The organism is Peribacillus sp. NPDC096540 (genome assembly GCF_050278525.1).
Taxonomy (GTDB): Bacteria; Bacillota; Bacilli; order Bacillales; family DSM-1321; genus Peribacillus.
The window spans coordinates 1-21,901 of sequence record NZ_JBNNTG010000052.1 but is presented as its reverse complement, the minus strand read 5'-3'; the positions used below and the strand labels follow the sequence as shown (position 1 = coordinate 21,901).

Below are 21,901 nucleotides of genomic sequence, written 5' to 3'. Positions count from 1 at the left end.
CTTGGTGAAAGATATGTATTCAGAGGTAGGACGCCCAAGTATTGATCCAGTTATTTTAGTTAAACTGACATTCATTCAATATACCTTCGGTATTCTATTAGACGACAAAGGGCTTGTCATGTTTTTTTATTTTTCCTTTCAGAATTTTTATTGTGAAGATCTAAGAAATAAAAGTTAAAGTTCATTTGTTTTTATGGTACTGTATTCCATATTATATAGTTAATCTTACAATGACAGGTTTTTCCCTGACTGTACCCTTTTTGCTTTTAGTTAGTAATAGATAAACAGGCAATTGTTGGTGGTGAATTTTGTGAGATCCTATTTATTGTAGTGTTGATTATTAATAAAGATTACAGAATGGGAGATACAAATCCATGACTCTAGGCCCGCGTGTCCTTAAAACAGGAATTGCTGTTACATTGGCATTGTTAATTTGCTCGATCTTAAATTTGCAGCCTGCAGTGTTTGCAGGGGTGGCAGCTGTTTTCACGATACAGCCTTCCATTTATCGTACATGGAGGCATTTGTTTGACCAAATCATTACCAATGTAATTGGTGCACTGACTGCGCTTTTTTCGATTCATTTCTTGGGGGATAGTCCAATTATGATTGGACTTGTTATGATATTGGTAATTTCGCTATGCTTGAAATTGAAAATGGAAAGCACAATACCGCTTACACTCGTTACGGTTTTAGCCATCATGAGTGCTCCAGGTAATGAAAGTCTGAACTTTATATTAAACCGTTGTTTAATCATTTTAGTTGGCATTGTTTGTGCGATGATCGTAAATATTGCCATCTTCCCACCAAAATATAAACGAAATTACCTTGATAAGGTTCAATTGATATTTAACAATCTTTCTTTATTATTGCGTACGGCATTTTCCAAGGAAATGAAGGCAAAATCTTTTCAGGAACACTATGCAAAATTAATTAAAGACATTCCAAAACTAGAAGAACTATATAAGATTTTTGATGAAGAAAGAGGGAATCTTGTAAAACTAAACCAGCTGGATGTTAGGGAAATTGTAGTATTTAAACAAATGCTGAAGACCCTTAAGCAGGCAGAACAAGTATTAGAAAACATTGATGAACACTATTTCCAGAGTAAGACGAGTGAGGAGGAAAATCATCTCTTCGACCATCATCTTGAAGAGTTAATCAAAGGTCATGAATACTTGTTGCTAAAATACGAAGGGAAAATAAAAGGGGAAGATTATCAAACTGAAAATGATATGATGAAAAAAAGCCAAATATTTTTCGAGCGTGCTCTCGAAATATACAGTCAAAATAAAGAACAGAAATTACGTACAATGATTATTGCTTCTTCCATCGTAGAATATAGCCTTCAATTGCGCCGATTAAGTCGATTAATCGATCAGTACCAAACGGCAAAAAGGTAATGGGAGTCATCTAATCATACTCAGAAGGAAAGGATGCTCACTGTTATTAAATGATCTTCATCATCGTTTGACTATTTCACTTAACAGCTTTGACATTCATTTTTATCTTTTACTGGTATTGTCCAGTACACAAAAAATACAATAGTTTCAATGCAAGAGGACGATTCCGTTAAATGAATCGTTCTCTCTTTATTTTTTCGGGTTTACATTGTCATCAATTCTTCATGTAAATACTGGTAATCTACCTATCTCTGTAATAATTTTAAAAATATGTTCTAGAATTCCTATTCCCTTTACTAAAACATATAAAAGTTCATGAAAACTTTACTTTTATTTACATACTTCTCGTATTGATGTCAATATTCAGTAATACATGTTTGTTATAATCGATTCACAGTTTTAAAAGTAGAATTAATTTTGGAAAAGGGTCTTCTAAAAATCTTTCATTTACAGAGAATTAAGCAGGCTGATTGAAGATGACTGAATAGTAGGAGTGAACAAAAATGGAGCAATCTATAAATCTAAATGAACTTACATTTAGCGATAAAGATAGATATGTAATCATTACGAATGCTTATCCACACGAAAAGCAATTATATCGTAATGGGTTTATCCACCGAAGAGTCAAAGCTTATTTGGCAGAGGGTTTGAAGGTCGATGTCTTTGTTTTACATCCTGCCCATAAAAAAGCAGAAAAGTATACGTATGAAGATGTGCCTGTTTATCGAGGAACTGAACAGCATCTACGTATGTTCTTAAATCATAAAGTACATAAAAAAGCTCTCATTCATTTTGTTAATTCAAAAATGGTACAAGCGATAAAAGAAACAAGCATGGATTTACCAATTATTACGTGGATACATGGTTTTGAAACGGAGGCTTGGCATAGAAGATGGTTTAATTTTCTTGAAAGCCCTGAAAGCTTACGGAAGATTCTTGAAATGGCGGACGACTATTATGTAGCACAGCTTTCTTTTATGAATTGGTTTTATCAAACGAATGAATTGGATACAACTTTTGTTCATATTTCCAAATGGTTCAAAGAACATATAGCTGAATGTGACGCGAGAGCAGAATCGAAAAATTCAGTAATCATTCCCAATGTAATAGATGACAATCTGTTTACTTTTATAGAAAAGCCAGTAGATATGCGGACAAAAGTCCTTTCAATCAGGCCGTACGCTTCTCGAAAATACGCCAATGATTTATCGGTGAAAGCAGTGTTAGAGCTTTCAAAGAGACCATACTTCAATAAATTAGAATTTGCTTTTTATGGTGATGGAAATTTGTTCGATCAAACAGTTGAGCCAATCCGAAATTTTGAGAATGTAACTATTCATAAAGGCTTTATATCTCAAGAGCAAATCGCTGCATTACATAAGGAGTATGGAATTTTTCTTTGTCCAACCCGTTTGGACTCTCAAGGGGTTTCAATGTGTGAGGCCATGTCTAGTGGGCTAGTGCCGATTTCAACTGATATCACGGCAATCCCCGAATTCGTTAAACACGACGTTTCTGGCCTTCTTACAAAACCTGAGTCTCCTATCGAAATTGCGGATGCAATTGAACGCTTATTTTACAATTCGGACGTATTCTTAAGAGTGTCAAAACAAGCATCGCAGTCTATTCGAGATAAATGCGCCGTAGATGTTGTTATTAAAAGAGAATTAGAGATTATCCAAGGTTAATGGAGGGGAGTTTTTTCAATATGGACGAACGAAACGAATATTGGAAAACTATGTATGAGGAACTAGAATTACAAATGAAAGACATGATGTCCATGACATTAGAGCTCATAGAGAGCAATAACACTGAAAAGCAAAATATTATTGAGAAAGTTACAAAAGAAAATAATAGGTTGCGAGAAGAATTAGAAAAAAGTAAGTTAGCCCAACAAGAAAACATTAAACTAAACAAAGAGATACGTAGACTTAAGTTATTAGAACACAAATTCAACGTTACATATATAGGGAAATTCACGTTAAAATACCTTGCACTCAAATCATCTATGAAAGAACAAATAAAAAAATAGAAATTCATATCACATTTCAGTCATTGGAGTGAAAACTTTGAATTCACATGAACTAGTGAAAAACGGAAAAATGAAGGTACTTCTATTTGGCTTTATTGACATGAATTCAATGGATGGATCTGCAGTATTTTTATCTTCCTTAGCATCGACTATTGCGTTAGACTCTAACATCGAGGTTGATTTACTATTAGCTAGCCCGGTCAAACGTGATATCTTGATTCAACCTCTTGAGAAATTTGATAATATAACGATTCTTAATCCTTTTGTTGATCCTTTTTTTAATGCCACCGATGAAGAATGGGTAAAAAAAGGTGTCATTAATTTTGATATTGCTGAAATGCTCATTTCTCATTATTGGAGTCAAAAGGAATATGATTGGCTATTTGTAAGAAGCATTGAGACAGTTGAAAAAATAGCAAAGCATAATCATATCATAAAGAATACATTAGTTTATGCTACAGGCTTAACTCACATAGGTCAGGATGTTAATGAAGAAAAATTTGAGAGCATCAAAAATATATACAATCAATGCGCTTATTTCTTATGTCAAACAGAAGAGATGTGCGAATTTGTAATTGAGATTCTTAATTTGAATAAAGAAAAAAACAAAGTTTCCCTGCTTACCCCGATGATACCAAACGTTGAATCAGCAGGAGGGGAAGCTCGGTTAAAACACAAACTTGTATATACCGGGAAATTTGACCCGGATTGGAAGACGATACCTATCATTACTGCTTTTAAAGAATTAAAGCGTGAGATTCCGAATCTTTCGCTTGATATTGCAGGGGATAAATTCAAATGGGTTAATGGTGATTCTCAGTTTAAGGAAGAAGCGACATATCTCCTGGACAATACAGAAGGGCTTACATGGTACGGGGCGTTGACCAGGGAGAATGCTCAACAATTAATAGTGAACAGTGACATTGGGATAACCTGGAGAAGTCAGGAAATGGACAGCAGTCTGGAACTGTCTACGAAGCTATTGGAATACGGAATTTTAAGGAAGGCTGTAATAATGAATCCAACCAAAATGCATATAAAGCTTTTTGGGGAAGATTACCCGTTATATGCTGTTACAGAGAAGGATTTCCGTGACTCAGTCAAATTAGCTTTATGTAATAAGGATATATATGAGTTTGCAGCCAAACGAATGTATCAAGTTAGCAGGCAGTTTTTGTTTTCGGAAGCATTAAAAAAACTGCAAGGGCTATTATGGAGTAGACGTATTACTGATTATTTACATAAAAGTGGGAATGCGTATTATATTGATGAAGATGACTTTGATGAACTAAATAAGCATGTACCACCTAATCAAGTAAAAAAATTGCCTGCAGATATAAGTGTTGAAGAAGTTTTCACCTATATTTTCAAAAACATTTCAGAAGAATTAAAAAAAGTAGAAAAACTTGTTAAAGTGTCTGGGTTTGGTCAAATCATTCAAGCGGAAAAAGCAGGGTGTTTTACCTTCCTCCAAATCCATAAAAGTTATGGAAGCTTTGAGCAAAATTTTCAAAATAACTTGCCATATCTAAAAACTATAGGATATGAAACCAATAGTACTCCTAAATTAAAACCAAAAGACTTGGAAATTCCAATAAAAGACCGGATAATTGTTGATAATAAAAACAATGATTTGAAAGTGAAAAACAAAGAATTTGTTAAAGAAGTAAAGAAATTAAAAAAACTGAACGCAGCTCAACTTAAACAAATTAACAAGTTAGAAAAACAAAACCTAGCACTTGGACGTAAATACGATTCACTTTCGAAGTCGAAAATGGGTAAGATGACATTTAAGTATTGGGATTTAAGAAAAAGGCTTAACTTTTAATATGAAGGGAAAGGTTTTTCTGAAGCTGAGAGATTAAAGTCAAAATCAGACCCCTTTCCATTGCTGCCCTTCGAGGGTATGTTGGTCAACTAAAAGCTCCTGAACGCTGTCTAGCGTACAGGGGCTTTTGTCATTTATATCGAGAAAAGGAGCAGGGGAAATGATTTTGATAATTGACCATCTTGAAACTTTTTATGTATGTTGTCCATTTCAAGATGACGTTAATTTAATCAAACTTTATTTCAAAGCTACAGCAGCCCTTGTTGTGTATCAAGCCAATGCGAGCATTAAAAGGATTTCACATCATATTTAACTGTTTTTTACAGATCGTGGAAAAGAATTCGATAACAAGTTGATTTCAGATGCACTAGAGACATTTGGAGATCAACTATCACTGAGTGTGCAAAAGTATGTCCGTAGATAACGCCGTGTCCGAAGCGATGTACAACGTGTTTAGAATTTAATTCGTAAACGGGACACATGTCGCTTCGCTTGAACCGATCGCTCTTGAACTAGATGATTATGTACATTAGTTTTACAACATTGGCATTCAAGGAATACCTAGTGAATGTAAGCAACAGTTCTTATAAAATTTGTCCAATTTAGTAATGACATACCACCGTTATTAATTTACATTTATAGTTCCTTTTTTACTTAAGAGCTCCAATGTATTTGATGCATTTCCAATAGTACCTTCTTTTGATTTTTCAGTAGTCGTTTTTTTCTTAAAGCCATTTAAATCAACTGTTATATCAGATGAATCACTGTTAGCAGTAAGTGTTAATGAAGTGGGAACGTCTTTATAAGACACAGTAATATCTCCTGACTTTGTTTCTACAAGTAATGACTTTTCTTCCTTTGTATCTTTGACTGATACTTCACCATCTGTTGAAGTAATTTTCATCTTAGGACTAGTCACACTTGTAAGATAATTATCACCAGTAGTAGAAGCTACAGTTAATTCCCTTATCGAACTAGCTTTTAAACTTAATTCTCCATCTTTTGATGTGAATTTTCCTTTGTCTGCCGACAGTCCTTCAATTTTTTCAGTGCCAGAGTCGTTTAAAATTACCATGTTTTTAATCGTTACATCATTCATTTTTATATCTCCAGAGATATTATTCAATGTAATAGTATCTAATTCATTCTTTGGGATGGAAATATAGATAGTACCTTTCTTTCCAAAACTGAATCCTTCAGTAAATCCTTCCTTTTGGTCTTGCTGATTAACTACGATTTTCTTCCCATCATTTTTCATTGTTACGGGATCGTTCTTCTTGTCTTTTCGTTTTCCATCAACAGCGATTTTTATTTTTTTTGATTCAGTATTTTTGAACTCAATATCCCAAGAGTCGTTGTTTATTACTACTTCTTCAATACTATCTACTTCATAGGAATTTTCTTTTTCAAAACTCTTCCCCCCTACTTCTTTGATGCTAAAAGCTAATCCACCAATTACAAGTACTGCAATAGATGCTATTATGATTTTTTTCAATTTTTATTCCTCATTTCTTTTCAATCTTTACACTTATCTTTATTTAAGCCACATCAATTTTGTCAACTTTATGATAAGAAAAATAGCCAATTGTAAGACCAAGTAGACAGAATACAATTGGTACTCCAATGAATTGGAACAAACTAACCTGACTAACCCCAATATTTCCGTTAATCAAAAATCCAATTAATACAGCCGAGGTAATTGTTGTAGCAGTTGATTTTTTTCTCATACCAAAATATAAGGGAATCAGGCTTACTCCAGCAATCATAAATGCGCTAATAAAAGTAGCTGGAACGGAAGCAATAATTTCAGCCATACTAACAGGCACTTCAAAGAATCCTATAATTGGATTTAAGAGGAAAGTTAACATATTGATGATAAAAGTAGTAATAATTATGCTGAAAAAACAGAATCCAAAGACAATTGATAACTTAGCTTGAATTAGTTTTTTCCGTTTCAGCGGATAGCTAAACAATAATTGAATAGTTTTACTCTTGTATTCATCAATTACTAAACGTGATAAAATGACACTTGAAAAAATTATAAATACTATTCTGATAAAAATATTTGTTAAAGACATGAATGCCGCATAATCTGGAAACATTAGCTCACCCTCACCTTTAGAACCCCACGCCATAAGAGCTACAGCAGCGAAGATTGCCACAATACAGATTACTAAACCTTTAAAATAACTAGATAAGTGATGTTTTCTCCATTCTAGTTTCATAAGTTTAAGCATGTTGATCGCCTCCATTAATAAGATTTAAGAAGTAGTCTTCTAAAATATGTTGTTTTTTTCAATTCCCTTTACTATTTCATACTTTATAATTCCTAATCTACCTTCCAGTACCTATGCAGTTTAAATTATCTACTTTGATTTCAAGCTATTCGATATTTTCTTTTCTAGGGAGATTCTATCGGTCGATATACATCTACGATTTAAGAAATGAGATAAGATTGCACAAAAGGAATTCACAGGCTTTAATAATTTCCTAGTAAGCAACAAAAAATTCAGTTTCACACCAGTTCCTAACTTGACCGTTCTTCAAGTTAAATCGCATCCTCTTTTTCAATATTTCTAATCGCCGAGTAAGCAATTGTCACCCCGACTGCAGCGAGCCCTAATTGAAGAGGAATGAAAGTCACCATTGAGAATGCTGGATTAGAGGCACAAGCAATCGCCACCACTATGAGTGATGAACTAATTGTTGCAGGAACAGAATGTTTACGCATCCCAAAATACAATGGAATTAAGCTTATTCCTGCAGTTGCAATGGAATATGGAATCATTTTTAAGACTTCAGCAAAATACTGATTTGCTGTTATTGAAAATGGAACAATGTGGAAGTAACTATTAATGATAGAAAATGAACCCGCAACAATGATATTAGTCGACAACATGGTGATAAACGTCAGCGCAGCTATAAATAACAGTTTGCTAGCAATCATTTTCTTTCGATTAATTGGATAGGAGAATTGAATCAAAATGGTTTTGTTTTTATATTCCTCAATGACTATTTTCGCAATCAATACAGCGGCAAACACGATAAATGTAGCCCTCACCATTGCGCCGATCATTACAAAGGCTTCTTGATACATTGTAACCATTGAATCTCTTTCCTGCTGATCTAAATACATAACGAAACACAATATAGCTGTCATGATTATGTTTGTGATAATCGCACCTTTTACATACCAACCAAATTTAAATTTCACAAGTTCTAATCTCATTAATTTAAGCATGAATTCCCTCTCCATTCATTAAATTTAGGAAATACTCTTCCAATGAGCTTTGTTTTTTGTTAATACTTTCAACCTCAATATCATTCATAATGAGTGCTTTTGAAATTTCTTGCTGTGTTGCGGTCATTTCATAAATGCGAATCGTCTGTTCACTGATTATTTTATAATTTTTTATACCTAGATTATTTTCTAGAAGGTAAGCTGCTTTTTTGATATCTTGAACCGTCACCTCAATATAGTCTGTCTGTTCCCCATTGATACTCTTCATTGAAACTTCTTGTATCAGTTTCCCGTTTTGAATGACCCCAATCGTATCTGCCATTTGTTCCATTTCAGCTAAAATATGGCTAGAAACTAATAAAGTTATGCCATATTCTTTGCAAAGTATTTTAAATAAATCTCGTAACTCTTTAATACCAATGGGGTCTAAACCGTTAATAGGTTCATCTAAAATCAACAGTTCTGGTTTAGTCGTAATCGCTCTGGCAATTCCTAACCTTTGTTTCATCCCAAGAGAAAAGTCTTTTACTTTTTTGTCATCGATATTGTGTAATTTTACAAGATCTAACGCGTGGTCAATGGACTTCTTGTCATAATAGCCCATGTACTCACAATGTAAGTAGAGATTCTCCTTTGCTGTTAGTTTTTCATAAAAAATAGGATATTCAATGATCGTCCCCATTCGTTTTAGCACTTCGTATGATGTATTCGTTAATTTCTCACCGAAAATTTCAATATCACCGCTTGTAGGTTTGATTAAATTTGTAATCATTTTCATAATCGTTGTTTTCCCTGCACCATTGGGCCCTAAAAAACCGTAGATTTCACCTTGCTTCACATGCATATTGACCCCGGAAACAACCTCATTTCCTTCAAATACTTTTGTAAGTTGATTTGTTTTTAATATATACGACATTTCGTTTTCTCCTTTCACTGCATTTTTTCATTGTACGAAACGAACTTCTCTTTTTTCTTACTCAATTCTTACAAATTCCTTAAGCTCACAGAAAAGGGCAAGGAGACCACTTGGCGACGAACAAACTGTACCGCTGGAATGAGATAAAGGAAACACGATGAGGTGCGAATCGTTGTTGATTATCTTAAGGAGGGGTCAGAAGTTTGATAGTCTTTGTCTGGAGCAAGGCAAAAAACTTGTAGAACTGCACTTTCTACAAGCTAATATTGCATTCTTTTTAACATAATTGTAAATACTGTTTTTTTATATGGCGTACTGGAAAGATGAATTTCCCCACCTAATGCTTCTACAAGTCGCTTCGTGATCGTCAGTCCAAGTCCGCTACCTTGATATAAACGATTTCTTGAATCTTCTAATGTATACATACGCTCAAATACTTTGTCGATATGTGACTCAGAAATTCCTTTTCCTTTATCCCATATATCAATACATACAATCTTTTCATCACTTCTTAAAGTCATGCCCAGCGTTTTTCCATCATCCCCATACGTAATCGCGTTCGAGATTAAATTATTTAACACCCTACTTAACACGCTTGCATTTCCAAGTGCATATAGATTTTCTTTTGGTATATCAATGTGGACCGAAAAGCCTTTAGCCATTAGTAAATCATAGAACGACAAAATATTTTCCTGACATACTTCATTCATATTAATTCTAGCTAACTCGATTTCTTTATCTCCCGACTCTAATTTCGCTAAGTCAAAAAACTTATGAATGAGTTCCATTACATCAATAGTTTTCATATGCACCTTTTTCAGCAGTGCTTGTCGTTCATCCTCACTCATCGTAGGATCTGTATATAGCATCTCTGCATACCCAAGAACAACCGTCAGCGGTGTTTTTAAGTCATGCGATACATTAGAGAGCATCTTGCGCATGGACATCTCTACCTTGGCATGATGGGCATTTGTGATTTGCTTTGCTACTAATAAATGATTAATAGCGACTAATAGCTTTTGTAGTTCTTTATCATCTGTCACAACTAATAACTTTTCACCTGTTTGCTTTTCCAAAATATCCTGTAGCTTTTCATATATGTAACGTAAATTCTCATCTTTACTTTTCTGCATACTATATTGAAAAAAAATAACACCTAATAATATGAAAATGATCATCATTAAAAAAAGTACCATGCTACATCACTTCCAGCTTATAACCGATTCCCCATAATGTTTTAATATATTCTGGGTTTGACGGATCATCCTCTATCTTCTCTCGCAGCCTTCTCATATGAACATTAATAACATTCTCATCGCCAAAATATTCTTCATTCCAAATGAGGTTATAAATTTGAGTTTTTGTAAATACACGATTGCGATTCTTCGCAAATAGCTTTAATAGTTCAAACTCTTTGGAAGTGAGTTTAATAACTTCCTCTTTTTTCCAAACAGTAAAGTTGATTGTATCTATTTCCAAATCACCAATCTGAATAATTTTATCTTGTATCTTTAGCGGAGCTGAATATTTTGTCGAACGACGAATTCCCGCCTTCACCCGTGCAGACAACTCAATCATTGAAAAGGGCTTACAAATATAATCATCTGCTCCGAGGCCTAACCCGATCGCCTTATCAACATCTGTATCCTTAGCAGACATCATTAAAATAGGGACAGCACTTCTTTCACGAATCAGTTTCATTACTTCTAACCCATCTATTTTTGGCATCATAATATCAAGAATGATTAAATCAAACGAACCTTTCGTAAATTTTTCCAGTCCATCTTCTCCATCAGAAGCTGTCGAAACAATAAAACCCTCTTTTGTTAAATAGCTTTCTACCATTTCTTGAATCGATAAATCATCTTCCACTAGCAAAATATTGGATTTCATTATCTTCCCGCTCCCAACTTTTACATATATTAACACACATGATTATACCCCAATATCGATTACATGTGAAAAAAAGGTGGAATTTGCATTCTAGCAGAAATGAAATAGTTTTGGGTATTATTGGTGAATAACTAGTGATAGAGAAAAAATACAAGTTGATATTGAGTGACGATAATGCAGTTTAATTTACAATGAAGTCATTGGATTAACGAATACGTATTTATCGGTAGCAATAAACTGGTAACTTAGCACAGTATGCTACCTGGTTGCATGCTATTCTTGTTCGGTTAATTCTGTGAATGCGGCTCCTTTTCGTAGCCTGCTTAGGCACTGCGTGTGGACCGCCCAGCTATAAGTGGAACACCCGCTTCAATTAGATTTAGCATCTTAACTTCATCTTGGGGATGAAAGCTTCGATAAGCTTCCAAAAACTTTTTGCCAATAGTTAACGAACTTGAATGATCCTCAGTTAATGGGTGAGCAGTTAGATGCACCAACGAAGACATTATATATTCCTCCTAATGCATTTCGAAAACTTGTAGTACTAAATTAACAACAATCATCACAATATTGAATTAATGATGCTGCTACAGTATCCTTGATATTATAATATTCTGAAAAGTATAGGGGGAGAAATGATGGAGGAGAAAGTGCTAAAAGCGATTCAAGATGATTATCCAGATGCATTTGCATGGTGTTATGGATGTGGTCGGTTAAATAAAGATGGTCATCATTTTCGAACGGGTTGGCAAGGAGAACAAACAAGGACAATTTATACACCTCGCTCAGAACATATTGCAATACCAGGCTTCGTTTATGGCGGCTTAATTGCATCATTAATTGATTGTCATGGAACAGGTTCGGCTGCATTGGCGTTGCATCGAAAAAATGGGCATGAAGTTGGGGATGGAATAGAGCCTCCTCGGTTTGTGACAGCTTCATTAAAAGTGGAATTCGTAAGGCCAACCCCAAATGATGTTCCATTAATAGCGGTTGGGAAGATACAAGAGATTCATCCTAAGAAGTGGAAAATTGATACAGAAGTATTTGCAAATGAAACACTTTGTGCTCGTGGAGAAGTTGTAGCAGTGGTGATGCCAAGCACTTTTACAAGCAAAGAATAATCCCTAGCATGATAAGTCAAAAGTAATCGATACAACGCATCCTTCAGTTGAGAAGAAGTAGGGCCTAATAAAAGCTTTATAAGAAATAGAGTATGTGACCGTCCAAGCATTTGGACGGTTATTTAGTGCACCTAGCAAGTATTTTCAAAATCAAAGATTTAAAGACAGTGTAGGGCAGAATGTTTTAACATACATATTCACCTTAGTTGATGGGGAAAGTCCATCCAAGTGGGTGATTCCAAGGCGGTTCGCTTTATTTGTACCAAAATACCGATGTAACTGAGAGCGCATTTTATGCAAGTTAGAGCTATTTAGTTACATGTGGCTGGAAATCACAAGCGAAATTTCAGTTTATCAATATACTTAAAATATAAGCAAAGGGAGGCCGCAAAGATGAAAATACAGGTAGAGATAGATGAGGAGGTCCAAGCGATAGAGGTACTTATCCGAAATCATGAATGGAATGAGGAAGTGCAAGAATTAATGGAACGCTTGAAGGAGAGAAAACGACCTTATTTTGTTGGTAGGATAGAAGATATGCAGCATGTTTTCAGGGCAGAAGAAATAATCTGTTTGTTTACAGAGCAAGATTCCATAATGGTGCGGACGAAACAAGGGACTTTTGAAATGAAAGAAAGATTATATGAACTGGAAAAGGAACTCCCAGGTAATCAGTTCGTTCGATTATCCAAATCGGTGATCGCAAACCTAGATGAGTTAAGCAGATTTGAGGCATCTTTCAACGGAACTTTATGCGTTTATTTTAAGTCAGGGGAAAAAGAATATGTTTCTCGACACTATGTTCAAGGAATTAAGAAAGCATTTCAATGGAGAAGGAAGGGATTATGATGAAAACACTTTTGTTTCGTAGTTTTGTAGGGATTTGTTTTGGAGCACTCGTGATGGTATTGACGTGTTTTGGAGTAATAGGTTTTGGTGATGTGACCTCATTAGACAGTGGGATTTTCGTGAAAAATGCGATAGGCTGCCTATTATGTGGCTGGTTTTTCAGCACAGCAACTATATTATTTGAAATAGAGAAATGGAGTTTATTATCTCAGACTATTCTACATTTCTTGACTGTTAGCATACTATACTTTCTTCTTTCTTTCTTTGTTGGATGGATTCCATTTAGTTTAAAAGGGTTAGTAACAGGAATTGGTATTTTCCTACCATTCTATGTGATCATCTGGGTTATTTTCTATCTCTATTTCCGCTACCAAATGAAAATTTTGAATGATGGGTTAGATAAGAGAGGGAATTGAGAGAGGATGGACAGTAATTTTTTTAAGGTAAGAGAGAGAATTGGTTTCATTAGTACCTGATTGAGTTGCTTTTTTAGTAACTCTTTTTGGTTCTGTTAAAGGATGTTGATTTTCTTGTTGAACTATCGGTGCAGGTTAGTTCATTAAGAAAATGGTAAGATACTAATCAGTGATGTTGAATCAATTGGACTTCCTCTTTACGTTAAAAGAGAATAGAATATAAATAAAAAGGTGATTACAATTAAAAAAGTAAAAAGTTTCCTATTTTTGTTTCTTGGATTCATATCCCTTGTGATTGGTGTTGCAGGGACTGTGTTACCTGTTCTGCCGGGCGGTCCGTTTTACTTGTTCGCTGCTTTTTGCTTTGCGAAAAGTTCCAAGTCGATTGAAAACTGGTTCAAAAGCACCTCATTATATGAAAAATACGTTGAAGCATTCCTACAAAAAAAAGGTATGACTCGAAAAGAGAAAATCAGAATCAATTTAGTTGCCGATTTCTTCATCATAATTTCTGTATTTTATGTGGACATCCTTTTAGTGAAAATCCTGTTGGTAGTGCTCGCCTTCTACAAACATTATTATTTCATTAAAAAAATTAAGACAATTGACCGGAACAGTACGAAAAAAAGAGTTTCTTGAAAATTTTCTTCAAATAACGGGTTGTCACTTTAGGAGCTAATTTGCGCTTGTTTTAAGTGCTATTTTGCACATCCAGAATTAAAACCCAGCTACCTTCACACATTAGCTGGGTTTCTTTACTGTTTTTCTAAATAGCAATAAATAGTCGTGCGAGATAGCCCCCACTTTTCAGCAGCATCTTTAACCGGTGTACCACTTTCAATTAAAGCTTTCATCATTTCAATATCTTTTCGTCCATACTTCTCCGAGCGCCCACCTGACGCCCACGGGCTTTTGTAGCTGCTCGTATGCAGCCAAGTGTTCCTCAATCAGATTACGTTCAAATTCCGCAAACGCAGCGAACATCGGAATAGGGTGTCTGTAGTCTCACTTCGAGATTTTAAGAAAACAGCTCGGGATCTAATTGATGAATGTAAAATTAAGAGCATAATCCATTCTCTGTTAGCAGACCATGTTTTCCGTGAAGCCGAAAGATTTCTTAAAATTATTATTGACATGTTTGAAGTGCATCTTACAGAAGCTTAAAAAAGAAGATTTTATTTTACAAAAAATGTTTGTTTAACATAGGGTTTGATTAACGGAAGCCGTTGCTACTCAAATTCCATCATAACGGTTAATGCCCTACTTCTTAAGTCGGCAAAAGGAATGGGGCTAGAATAAAAAACCTCTGCTACAAGTTAGTAACTTAGGAAACATCGATAGCTGCTTGGTTAGTATAAGTTGAAGAGTAAAGAGGGCTGCAGCTCACCTTTCTCTTTCCGTTAAGAATGATAATCAATTAAAAAAGCTTGCGGGCAATCACAGTTTGCTGACCTTTTTTCATTTTTTTTTTTGTTCATAAGTATATCCGTAAAGGAATAAAAAATCATAAATGTTTTCGATTTTTAAGATATGGAGGATAATAAATGAACGAAGTATGGGAAAAGACAGCAAGATTCGAGTATCAGTTTTGGCTGCAAATCTTAGGGGATCATTCCCTATTTATCCATGAGTCTTTGTAATAAGTACGAATCTATATAAAGGACTAACGACCCTCCCTCCCAAATTAATATATAAGAAATTCTATTAGAAACATTCTCTTCTCCTTACCAAGGTAGAGGTTTCAATGCTGGTTAGTAATAAATTGATTTTCCCCTCAATAATAAAACATGTAATTTCCCTTCGTCATTTTCATTTTTCCATAATTCCACCTATCCCAACAGGTCCATGGCATATGAGTTTTCTTTACCTAGCGGTATGTTCAAACACTGATTTAATTTGACTTTTTTGTATTGTCCTGAAAAAAGTTGATAACTTTAAAAAACTATATTTCTAATAAATGTTGAAAATAAAAGTAGAAGATACATATTCGAGGCTTAAAAATCATATTTAGTAACGATTGATGAAAATGAATTTTGGAGGCCATGATAATGAATGAAAAAGATTCCAAACAGAGGCAAGCTTTATCAGAAGAAGACTATAATGAAAGAAAAAAGTTGTATAGAGACCTCTCCAAATGGACTAATGATGAGTCAGCTAAACTTCATTCACAGACAGTCGGCTCTAGAGGACCTGTACTGGAACAAGATATTGTACTCCACGAGTCCTTACAAGAGTTTATTCATGAAAAAATATTAGAAAGACCGGTTCATGTGAAAGGATTTGGTGTATTTGGTTATTTTCAAACGATATATTCGATGTCCGAATACACAAAACTGAACTTTTTACAAAATCCTGATCATAAGGTACCTGTTATGGTTCGCTTTTCATTAGCTGTCGGTACGAAAGGAACACCTGATACTTCCAGAAATGTACGTGGTTTCGCTACAAAATTTTATACAGAAGAAGGTGTTTTTGACCTTTTATGTAATCATATCCCCGTCTTATCTGTTCGTGATGCGATACGTTTCCCAGAATCTATTAAAGCATTCTCACCTTCACCCAAAAATAACTTAATTGACCCTGATAGATTTTGGAGCTTTGTAGCAAGAGCACCCGAATCTATTCATTTTGTTGTACGTCTCTACTCTGACGCAGGTACAGTAAAAAGTCTTCGTCACATTCCAGGACATAGTGTGAATACATATGTTTGGAGAAATGCTCAAGGTATTAGAAAGTATGTTAAATACCATTGGTATCCATTTGAAGGTGTACAATACATTGGTCGCGAGGAAGCAAATAGACTAGCCGCTGAAAACCCTGATTATGCTGGTAAAGAACTATTCGATGCTATTGCGGGTGGTAAATCAGTGGAATATGGCTTATACGTTCAGCTCATGGATCCTGCAGATGAAGCCCATCTTTCTTATGATCCTTTAGACGATACAAAAGTATGGGATGAGAAAGAATATCCTCTTATACCAGTAGGGAAAATGGTATTAAGTAAAAATCCTGATAATTATATGGAACAAGTAGAAAAAGTGGCCTTCTCCCCTTCAAATTTACTTGACGGTGCAGAATTATCTGATGATAAAATACTGCAGGGCCGAGCCAATATTTATAATGATTCTCAAAGAAGAAGAATTGGGCCTGAATTTCGTAAAGTACCAGTCAATCAACAGCAAGACTGGACAACAGCTAACCAAATCTCAAGTGGTGATGGAAGATATGTTGAAGGGAAACTAGAAAGAACATCTATAACAAAGCATGATGATTTTGTGCAGGCTGGTGAATTCTATATGAAGTTAACTCCTATAGAAAAAGAACATCTTGTAGAAAATTTAGCTAGCGACTTGATAGTCATATCCGATGATATTAGAAAGAAAGTTATGGAGTATTTAAATAAGGTATCATCTGACTTGGCAAAAAGAATTGAGATACAACTAAAAAAACAATAAAGATATAAAAATCGAAATTTACTAAGACTAATGAACTAACGGGTGCGTTAGTTCTATTTAATAAAAACCGTATACTAAATCACTAGAAAAGAATCCATTTTGATTATTTTTTTCAAAATGGATTCTTTTTATTTACGCTAATATGGGGGTTCATGAGGACCTTTTAATCAATCCCTACAGTTGATTCTTTTACGTGCAAATTAGCACCTAAAGTAACACCCCATTTTTCTGCGACGTCTTTAATCGGTGTACCATTTTCAATTAGTGACTTCATCATTTCATTATCTTTCGGTCCAAATTTTTCAGGACATCCTCCAAGACGACCACGTGCTCTAGCTGCAACTCGTCCGGCAGCCGAACGTTCCTCAATTAAATTACGTTCAAATTCCGCAAATGCCGCAAACAGATGAAACATCAATTGGCCTGTGGCATTACTTTTGTCCATTGTTAAATTTTCTTGTAGACTGTGGAAGCCCACACCACGTTCATTTAAGCTGTTCACAATTTGAATTAAATCTTGCATATTACGTCCTAATCGATCCAATCGCCAAATGATTATTATCTAAAGGATGATGTTCCACGTGTCAAAATGATTGGAGAACAGGAAAGGAATATTTGAATAAAATCAAATAACAAGTCTTCCATTTTGTACGAGGTAATTTTGTGAAGAATTGTTCTTAAGCTACCGGGGGCTTTAGTTTCACAACAAATGGGCTGTTTCAGCAGTCCATTTTTCTTGGTCTTTAATAAGTTATATTGCGGGGTTATTGAAAAAGTATATATAATATATCTAAAATAAAATAATTCTATTTTTTAGATATTATTTTGAACCAAACCAGAAATTTAGCTCAAGATAAAAAGGGGGGAAATAGATGAAAATACAACTTAGAGCTGATTTAATGCTGCTAATGATTACATTTTTTTGGGGTGGATCGATTTTACTTACAAAAATTGGTCTCGACTATCTGCAAGAATATAATTTAATCTCATTACGTTTCACTCTTGCATTTCTTTTATCAGGGATTGTATTTTACAAGCACTTAATTAAGACTGATTTTAAAACAGTAAAATATGCTTTTATATTATCGATTATTTTGTTTATTGCTTATGTGTTTGCGACTTTCGGTACGGAGTATACATCCGTCTCGAATGCTGGTTTCTTATTTAGTCTCACGGTCATATTTATACCATTATTATCTTCTATATTCTTAAAACAAACGCCTGAAAAAAAAGTTGTTTTCGGAATTGTTTTATCAATAATAGGAATAGGTCTATTAACCTTACATAACCAATTTAAGATAGGTTTTGGTGATCTGTTTTGTATTCTTTGTGCTTTATTCTATGCCGTTCATATCATGGTTACAGGAGCAGTGGCTAAACATGTAAATTCCATTTCCCTTGGAGTTTTACAACTTGGTTTTGTTGGACTATTTAGTATTATTTTCTCTATTTTTACTGAAAAACCAAAACTTCCCAACGATTATAAGTCATGGTTTGTAATCTTGGCATTAAGTATATTTTGTACGGGAATCGCTTTCATTGTTCAAATCATTGCCCAGAAACATACCAGTCCAACCCATGTTGGTCTTATTTTTACATTAGAACCTGTTTTTTCCTCAATTTTTGCTTTCTTTTTCACGGGTGAAACTCTTACATCTAGAGGTTATTTAGGGGCATTACTCTTATTAATAAGTGTTCTAATTGCTGAACTAGATTATAAAAGTTTATTTAAACTAAATTATAAGAATTATATGGAATAGATATTTTTTGAGGGTATGTGGATTACCATGCTCTACTATCAGAGTGCGTTAGCAACAAGCTAAAGTAGCAATCATAATAATTATCTCGATCTTCCGCAATCGGACGCGATTGCGGAACAAAGAGCAGTCGTTTTTTACTAGGCAGACCCGAATTGCTCAACAAATGATTTGATGTAAATATTAAGAAACCCAGCTAATCTTCTCATGTGAAGATAGCTGGGTTTTTAATGTTGGATGTGCAAAATAGCACTCAAAATTAGCGCAAAATAGCGCCCAAAGTGACACAAATAATTCTACTGCATTTTAGATTGTCTTAAAGTTTTAACTTTAAGACAATCGATTATAAAAATGAAAAAATAATAAGCTATAATAAAATCATTAACCTGATATTGATTTATAAAGGATGTGGCTTCTATCGTTAATTTTGAAAACCGAGTTGAAATGTTTTTTGAAAATCCAGTTGAAAAGGTTCAAAGGCAGATGGGCCTGGATACTTGGTTATCTAATATAAAAACCTTAGAAAATCGGACTCTTATTAAAACAGCTGCAGAAGTTAATCAAAAAGAATCAGTAGAATTTGAAAGGATTCTTGGTAGTCATATTTCGAGTATAAAAAATGTTATTTCGCCTGACTTTGTAGCGTATATCATCCGTGTTTATTTGTTCGGTTTTATATGTGCTTTTCTATATAATGATTGTAATTTATTAGATACTATTTCTAGTGTGTTGAGTGGTTGGCTTGTTCCGAATCCTTTTGATTTAAATAAAGACAAAAAATGAACTGGTTCTTTAAGGGGGAGCGTCAGGAAAATACGTATTTACAACGATATGCATTCTGATACAAGTCATAAGGGAGTTGCCTTTGGCAGCTCTCTTTCTTATGGAACTAACGGGGCAGGTTAGCTGAATAAGGATAAGTCGAGTAGCAGGATAATTTGATAAGAAAATGACATGCTTATGGTAAAATATACTAAAGTAGTGATAAAAAATTATGAAAAAGAATTATACAATATTCTTTTTGTTTTTGTTTATTGCATCTATTTCTGGTGGTATAGCACTTAAAAATTATTTTGATTATTCAATGATAATTGGAGTGTGATTAGCTACGATATTTCTTTTAGCTTCTGCTTATTCTCTCGGGAAAAAGAACAGGGGAATTAAATCACATAACTAAATAGTTTATTCAACAATCGAGGGCGGTAATCCAGAAGGATGATTTTAGGTTACGATTTAATTAGCAAAGCAAGGAGTATTAAACAAAGGTTTAATGCTTCTTTTTTTTGATAAGAAAGTAAGTGTTAGTTATAAAATCTAAATACAAACCATAATTTTATAAAATATATATTATAAAATGTATAATTAAACTTTACTTTTTGGTAGTTATATTTTATTATGTTAAATATAGGGAGGCGGTCTTGTGAAAGAGAGCTTTGGTGATTCAATCGTAAACAAGGTATATGAGTTTAGAGTGTTAAAGAGGATGTCTCAAAAGGATTTGGCAGAAGCAGTTGGAGTTTCCAAACAAACTATTTTTGTTATGGAAAAGAATAACTATTCACCATCTTTAGTGTTAGCCTATAGAATTGCAAATTTTTTTGAAGTAGATATTAATGAAATATTCTCATATGTAGGAAAGGAAGATAACAATGATTGATGTATTAGACAGATGGATGCTTGAGAACGTAGTAAATTTTAATATCTTTGTAGGAATTATGATGTTTATTTATATTGGTTCTTTGCTGGTTCTATTTTTTGTGGGAAAGAAGTTTGGTAAACCAGACGAAAGAACGAATGCCATATATTTAAAAATAATTTCTAGTATGTTTAGTACCCAATTGATTATGACTGGTTTGTTTATTTCATTAGTTGACAGTGATATCCAACATTTTCGCCAGTTCTTATTATTATTCCAAGCGATTGTATTCCTTGTAGGTGCAATAAGTGCTATCAGACTATACCAAAAAGAGTTCAATTAAAACTTCATAAAAAAACTATTTTACAATGAGCTGCCTTTTTGGTAGCTTTTGTTATTAAAACTAACGGATGCTTTACTTCATTATCAGGAGCTGATCAGCAGCTTTTTCTTTATGCAACTATCGGGGCAGGTTAGTTCAACAAGGGTTTTGAAATTAAACAATAAAAAAACCTTAATAACTGATGTCATATTAAGGCGTATAGTGCAGTTAATTTTCGTTTATTTTTTTTAATGGAAATTCTTTAACAATTTTTACACCATCTAATATTATTAAGGTAGAGTCAAAAGCCAATTTTTCTATATCTTTAATGTCTGTACCTTCTTTAATTTTGTATTCAATGTTAAATGAACCTTCATTTCCTGGGTCAATGAGTCCATCACTTCCACCACCCATTGAAATCATTTTTTTGTACTTGCTACTATTGTCCATTTCCATTTTAGTTGCTAACTTTTCATTAGGTCTTATAACCACTTCAAGCCCGTAAACATGATGCCCTGGGTAATCGAATTCACTTTTAATTTGAGTAGTACCTGTATTTTTTAATTTAATATCATAACGAAGAATATTCTCTGCTTTTATAATAGTCGTTTCAATATTTGATATTACTAACTGATTTGCACTATTGAAGCCAGTTAGGAGGAAAAATGAAAAGAGCAAAATTAACAAAGGTAACTTTCTGATGATAATGCAATCCTCTCTGTATAGAATGGTTTTATAAAATTTAGTATTGATATTTTTTTGGTAATTATTCAACTAAAGGGGCAGGTTTGTTGAAGAAGAAGTTCAAATAATGGGGTAATTCAATAAAATTAAAAGTGGCTTACGTCTTGGAAATAAATTACTGATAACGTGTTGAGTGAATAAATAAATTTTTTTAATAAAAATATTTTTTAATAAAAATAAATATAGGGACTTGAACCTAACACAATGTCAGGTTGTATAGTAATGTTGCCGGCTAAAATAATTTGTACGAAATGAGGGGTTGATTCTGAATAAAAAAACTTGGAA

Annotated in this window: 22 protein-coding genes and 4 pseudogenes; 16 read left to right on the top strand and 10 right to left on the bottom strand. The window is 33.9% G+C overall.

Features of this window, described 5'->3' with window-relative positions; translation table 11 throughout:
• The 6 genes and pseudogenes from ACQKMR_RS26050 to ACQKMR_RS26025 all read left to right on the top strand — a co-directional run.
• A pseudogene (locus ACQKMR_RS26050) lies at positions 1 to 94 on the top strand (transposase); the annotation flags it as partial.
• A 280-nt stretch (positions 95 to 374) separates the two neighbouring features.
• The gene (locus tag ACQKMR_RS26045) at positions 375 to 1,403 is read left to right on the top strand and encodes an FUSC family protein (RefSeq protein WP_427699873.1); all 1,029 of its coding nucleotides are present in this window, start codon (positions 375 to 377) and stop codon (positions 1,401 to 1,403) included.
• A gap of 503 nt (positions 1,404 to 1,906) precedes the next feature.
• Positions 1,907 to 3,091, top strand: coding sequence for a glycosyltransferase family 4 protein (locus tag ACQKMR_RS26040; protein WP_427699872.1), 1,185 nt, complete (start codon positions 1,907 to 1,909; stop codon positions 3,089 to 3,091).
• Between the two features lie 20 nt (positions 3,092 to 3,111).
• Positions 3,112 to 3,435, top strand: a complete 324-nt coding sequence (locus ACQKMR_RS26035; protein ID WP_427699871.1) for a hypothetical protein — start codon at positions 3,112 to 3,114, stop codon at positions 3,433 to 3,435.
• 37 nt (positions 3,436 to 3,472) lie between these two features.
• Complete coding sequence (locus ACQKMR_RS26030; protein ID WP_427699870.1) at positions 3,473 to 5,263, top strand: hypothetical protein; 1,791 nt, start codon at positions 3,473 to 3,475, stop codon at positions 5,261 to 5,263.
• A gap of 160 nt (positions 5,264 to 5,423) precedes the next feature.
• Positions 5,424 to 5,576: a hypothetical protein gene (locus ACQKMR_RS26025; protein ID WP_427699869.1), complete on the top strand. Its 153-nt coding sequence runs from the start codon at positions 5,424 to 5,426 to the stop codon at positions 5,574 to 5,576.
• 312 nt (positions 5,577 to 5,888) lie between these two features.
• Here the strand turns inward: ACQKMR_RS26025 and ACQKMR_RS26020 are convergent, their stop codons facing one another.
• From ACQKMR_RS26020 to ACQKMR_RS25990, 7 genes are all read right to left on the bottom strand, one after another.
• A complete protein-coding gene (locus ACQKMR_RS26020) occupies positions 5,889 to 6,758 on the bottom strand; it encodes a DUF4097 family beta strand repeat-containing protein (protein ID WP_427699868.1) in 870 nt (289 codons plus the stop codon).
• 43 nt (positions 6,759 to 6,801) lie between these two features.
• Positions 6,802 to 7,500, bottom strand: a complete 699-nt coding sequence (locus tag ACQKMR_RS26015; RefSeq protein ID WP_427699867.1) for an ABC transporter permease — start codon at positions 7,498 to 7,500, stop codon at positions 6,802 to 6,804.
• A 311-nt stretch (positions 7,501 to 7,811) separates the two neighbouring features.
• Positions 7,812 to 8,504, bottom strand: a complete 693-nt coding sequence (locus ACQKMR_RS26010) for an ABC transporter permease (RefSeq protein ID WP_427699866.1) — start codon at positions 8,502 to 8,504, stop codon at positions 7,812 to 7,814.
• The gene (locus tag ACQKMR_RS26005) at positions 8,497 to 9,420 is read right to left on the bottom strand and encodes an ABC transporter ATP-binding protein (RefSeq protein WP_427699865.1); all 924 of its coding nucleotides are present in this window, start codon (positions 9,418 to 9,420) and stop codon (positions 8,497 to 8,499) included. The genes ACQKMR_RS26010 and ACQKMR_RS26005 overlap by 8 nt, the downstream gene beginning before the upstream one ends.
• A gap of 260 nt (positions 9,421 to 9,680) precedes the next feature.
• On the bottom strand, positions 9,681 to 10,616 hold the full coding sequence (locus ACQKMR_RS26000; protein ID WP_427699864.1) for a sensor histidine kinase: 936 nt from the start codon (positions 10,614 to 10,616) through the stop codon (positions 9,681 to 9,683).
• Position 10,617: 1 nt separating this feature from the next.
• A complete protein-coding gene (locus ACQKMR_RS25995) occupies positions 10,618 to 11,313 on the bottom strand; it encodes a response regulator transcription factor (protein ID WP_427699863.1) in 696 nt (231 codons plus the stop codon).
• A gap of 323 nt (positions 11,314 to 11,636) precedes the next feature.
• Positions 11,637 to 11,819, bottom strand: coding sequence for a hypothetical protein (locus ACQKMR_RS25990; protein WP_427699862.1), 183 nt, complete (start codon positions 11,817 to 11,819; stop codon positions 11,637 to 11,639).
• A gap of 132 nt (positions 11,820 to 11,951) precedes the next feature.
• Here ACQKMR_RS25990 and ACQKMR_RS25985 point away from each other — a divergent pair, with 132 nt between their 5' ends.
• The 4 genes from ACQKMR_RS25985 (at position 11,952) to ACQKMR_RS25970 (ending at position 14,341) form a co-directional block, all read left to right on the top strand.
• Entirely contained in the window at positions 11,952 to 12,437 is a 486-nt protein-coding gene (locus ACQKMR_RS25985; protein WP_098176512.1) for a PaaI family thioesterase, read from the top strand.
• 393 nt (positions 12,438 to 12,830) lie between these two features.
• Positions 12,831 to 13,286, top strand: a complete 456-nt coding sequence (locus ACQKMR_RS25980) for a LytTR family DNA-binding domain-containing protein (protein ID WP_427699861.1) — start codon at positions 12,831 to 12,833, stop codon at positions 13,284 to 13,286.
• Entirely contained in the window at positions 13,283 to 13,702 is a 420-nt protein-coding gene (locus ACQKMR_RS25975) for a DUF3021 domain-containing protein (RefSeq protein ID WP_427699860.1), read from the top strand. The genes ACQKMR_RS25980 and ACQKMR_RS25975 overlap by 4 nt, the downstream gene beginning before the upstream one ends.
• A 231-nt stretch (positions 13,703 to 13,933) precedes the next feature.
• Positions 13,934 to 14,341 carry a YbaN family protein gene (locus ACQKMR_RS25970; RefSeq protein ID WP_427699859.1) on the top strand — a complete coding sequence of 136 codons (408 nt, stop codon included), beginning with the start codon at positions 13,934 to 13,936 and terminating at the stop codon, positions 14,339 to 14,341.
• A gap of 116 nt (positions 14,342 to 14,457) precedes the next feature.
• Here ACQKMR_RS25970 and ACQKMR_RS25965 read toward each other — a convergent pair.
• Positions 14,458 to 14,686 (bottom strand): annotated as a pseudogene (locus ACQKMR_RS25965) (helix-turn-helix domain-containing protein); the annotation flags it as partial.
• Here ACQKMR_RS25965 and ACQKMR_RS25960 point away from each other — a divergent pair.
• Together ACQKMR_RS25960 and ACQKMR_RS25955 are read left to right on the top strand one after the other, a co-directional pair.
• Positions 14,687 to 14,866, top strand: a pseudogene (locus ACQKMR_RS25960) (DUF2935 domain-containing protein); the annotation flags it as partial.
• A gap of 884 nt (positions 14,867 to 15,750) precedes the next feature.
• A complete protein-coding gene (locus ACQKMR_RS25955) occupies positions 15,751 to 17,157 on the top strand; it encodes a catalase (RefSeq protein ID WP_427699858.1) in 1,407 nt (468 codons plus the stop codon).
• Between the two features lie 163 nt (positions 17,158 to 17,320).
• Here ACQKMR_RS25955 and ACQKMR_RS25950 read toward each other — a convergent pair.
• Positions 17,321 to 17,716: pseudogene (locus ACQKMR_RS25950) on the bottom strand (recombinase family protein); the annotation flags it as partial.
• Positions 17,717 to 18,029: 313 nt separating this feature from the next.
• Between ACQKMR_RS25950 and ACQKMR_RS25945 the strand changes: the two are divergent.
• From ACQKMR_RS25945 to ACQKMR_RS25930, 4 genes are all read left to right on the top strand, one after another.
• Positions 18,030 to 18,917 carry a DMT family transporter gene (locus tag ACQKMR_RS25945; RefSeq protein ID WP_427699857.1) on the top strand — a complete coding sequence of 296 codons (888 nt, stop codon included), beginning with the start codon at positions 18,030 to 18,032 and terminating at the stop codon, positions 18,915 to 18,917.
• Positions 18,918 to 19,322: 405 nt separating this feature from the next.
• On the top strand, positions 19,323 to 19,697 hold the full coding sequence (locus ACQKMR_RS25940) for a hypothetical protein (RefSeq protein WP_427699856.1): 375 nt from the start codon (positions 19,323 to 19,325) through the stop codon (positions 19,695 to 19,697).
• 637 nt (positions 19,698 to 20,334) lie between these two features.
• Positions 20,335 to 20,571, top strand: a complete 237-nt coding sequence (locus tag ACQKMR_RS25935; protein WP_045521038.1) for a helix-turn-helix transcriptional regulator — start codon at positions 20,335 to 20,337, stop codon at positions 20,569 to 20,571.
• Complete coding sequence (locus ACQKMR_RS25930; protein WP_427699855.1) at positions 20,564 to 20,893, top strand: 6-aminohexanoate hydrolase; 330 nt, start codon at positions 20,564 to 20,566, stop codon at positions 20,891 to 20,893. The genes ACQKMR_RS25935 and ACQKMR_RS25930 overlap by 8 nt, the downstream gene beginning before the upstream one ends.
• Before the next feature lie 207 nt (positions 20,894 to 21,100).
• Here the strand turns inward: ACQKMR_RS25930 and ACQKMR_RS25925 are convergent, their stop codons facing one another.
• On the bottom strand, positions 21,101 to 21,559 hold the full coding sequence (locus tag ACQKMR_RS25925; protein ID WP_427699854.1) for a hypothetical protein: 459 nt from the start codon (positions 21,557 to 21,559) through the stop codon (positions 21,101 to 21,103).
• Positions 21,560 to 21,901: the final 342 nt, after the last annotated feature.

Excerpts from the sequence above, each read along its gene's own strand:
- ACQKMR_RS26045 (WP_427699873.1), top strand. The coding sequence starts at position 375 with ATGACTCTAGGCCCGCGTGTCCTTAAAACAGGAATTGCTGTTACATTG.
- ACQKMR_RS26040 (WP_427699872.1), top strand. The coding sequence starts at position 1,907 with ATGGAGCAATCTATAAATCTAAATGAACTTACATTTAGCGATAAAGAT.
- ACQKMR_RS26035 (WP_427699871.1), top strand. The coding sequence starts at position 3,112 with ATGGACGAACGAAACGAATATTGGAAAACTATGTATGAGGAACTAGAA.
- ACQKMR_RS26025 (WP_427699869.1), top strand. The coding sequence starts at position 5,424 with ATGATTTTGATAATTGACCATCTTGAAACTTTTTATGTATGTTGTCCA.
- ACQKMR_RS26015 (WP_427699867.1), bottom strand. The coding sequence starts at position 7,500 with ATGCTTAAACTTATGAAACTAGAATGGAGAAAACATCACTTATCTAGT.
- ACQKMR_RS26010 (WP_427699866.1), bottom strand. The coding sequence starts at position 8,504 with ATGCTTAAATTAATGAGATTAGAACTTGTGAAATTTAAATTTGGTTGG.
- ACQKMR_RS26005 (WP_427699865.1), bottom strand. The coding sequence starts at position 9,420 with ATGTCGTATATATTAAAAACAAATCAACTTACAAAAGTATTTGAAGGA.
- ACQKMR_RS26000 (WP_427699864.1), bottom strand. The coding sequence starts at position 10,616 with ATGGTACTTTTTTTAATGATGATCATTTTCATATTATTAGGTGTTATT.
- ACQKMR_RS25995 (WP_427699863.1), bottom strand. The coding sequence starts at position 11,313 with ATGAAATCCAATATTTTGCTAGTGGAAGATGATTTATCGATTCAAGAA.
- ACQKMR_RS25990 (WP_427699862.1), bottom strand. The coding sequence starts at position 11,819 with ATGTCTTCGTTGGTGCATCTAACTGCTCACCCATTAACTGAGGATCAT.
- ACQKMR_RS25985 (WP_098176512.1), top strand. The coding sequence starts at position 11,952 with ATGGAGGAGAAAGTGCTAAAAGCGATTCAAGATGATTATCCAGATGCA.
- ACQKMR_RS25980 (WP_427699861.1), top strand. The coding sequence starts at position 12,831 with ATGAAAATACAGGTAGAGATAGATGAGGAGGTCCAAGCGATAGAGGTA.
- ACQKMR_RS25975 (WP_427699860.1), top strand. The coding sequence starts at position 13,283 with ATGATGAAAACACTTTTGTTTCGTAGTTTTGTAGGGATTTGTTTTGGA.
- ACQKMR_RS25955 (WP_427699858.1), top strand. The coding sequence starts at position 15,751 with ATGAATGAAAAAGATTCCAAACAGAGGCAAGCTTTATCAGAAGAAGAC.
- ACQKMR_RS25945 (WP_427699857.1), top strand. The coding sequence starts at position 18,030 with ATGAAAATACAACTTAGAGCTGATTTAATGCTGCTAATGATTACATTT.
- ACQKMR_RS25930 (WP_427699855.1), top strand. The coding sequence starts at position 20,564 with ATGATTGATGTATTAGACAGATGGATGCTTGAGAACGTAGTAAATTTT.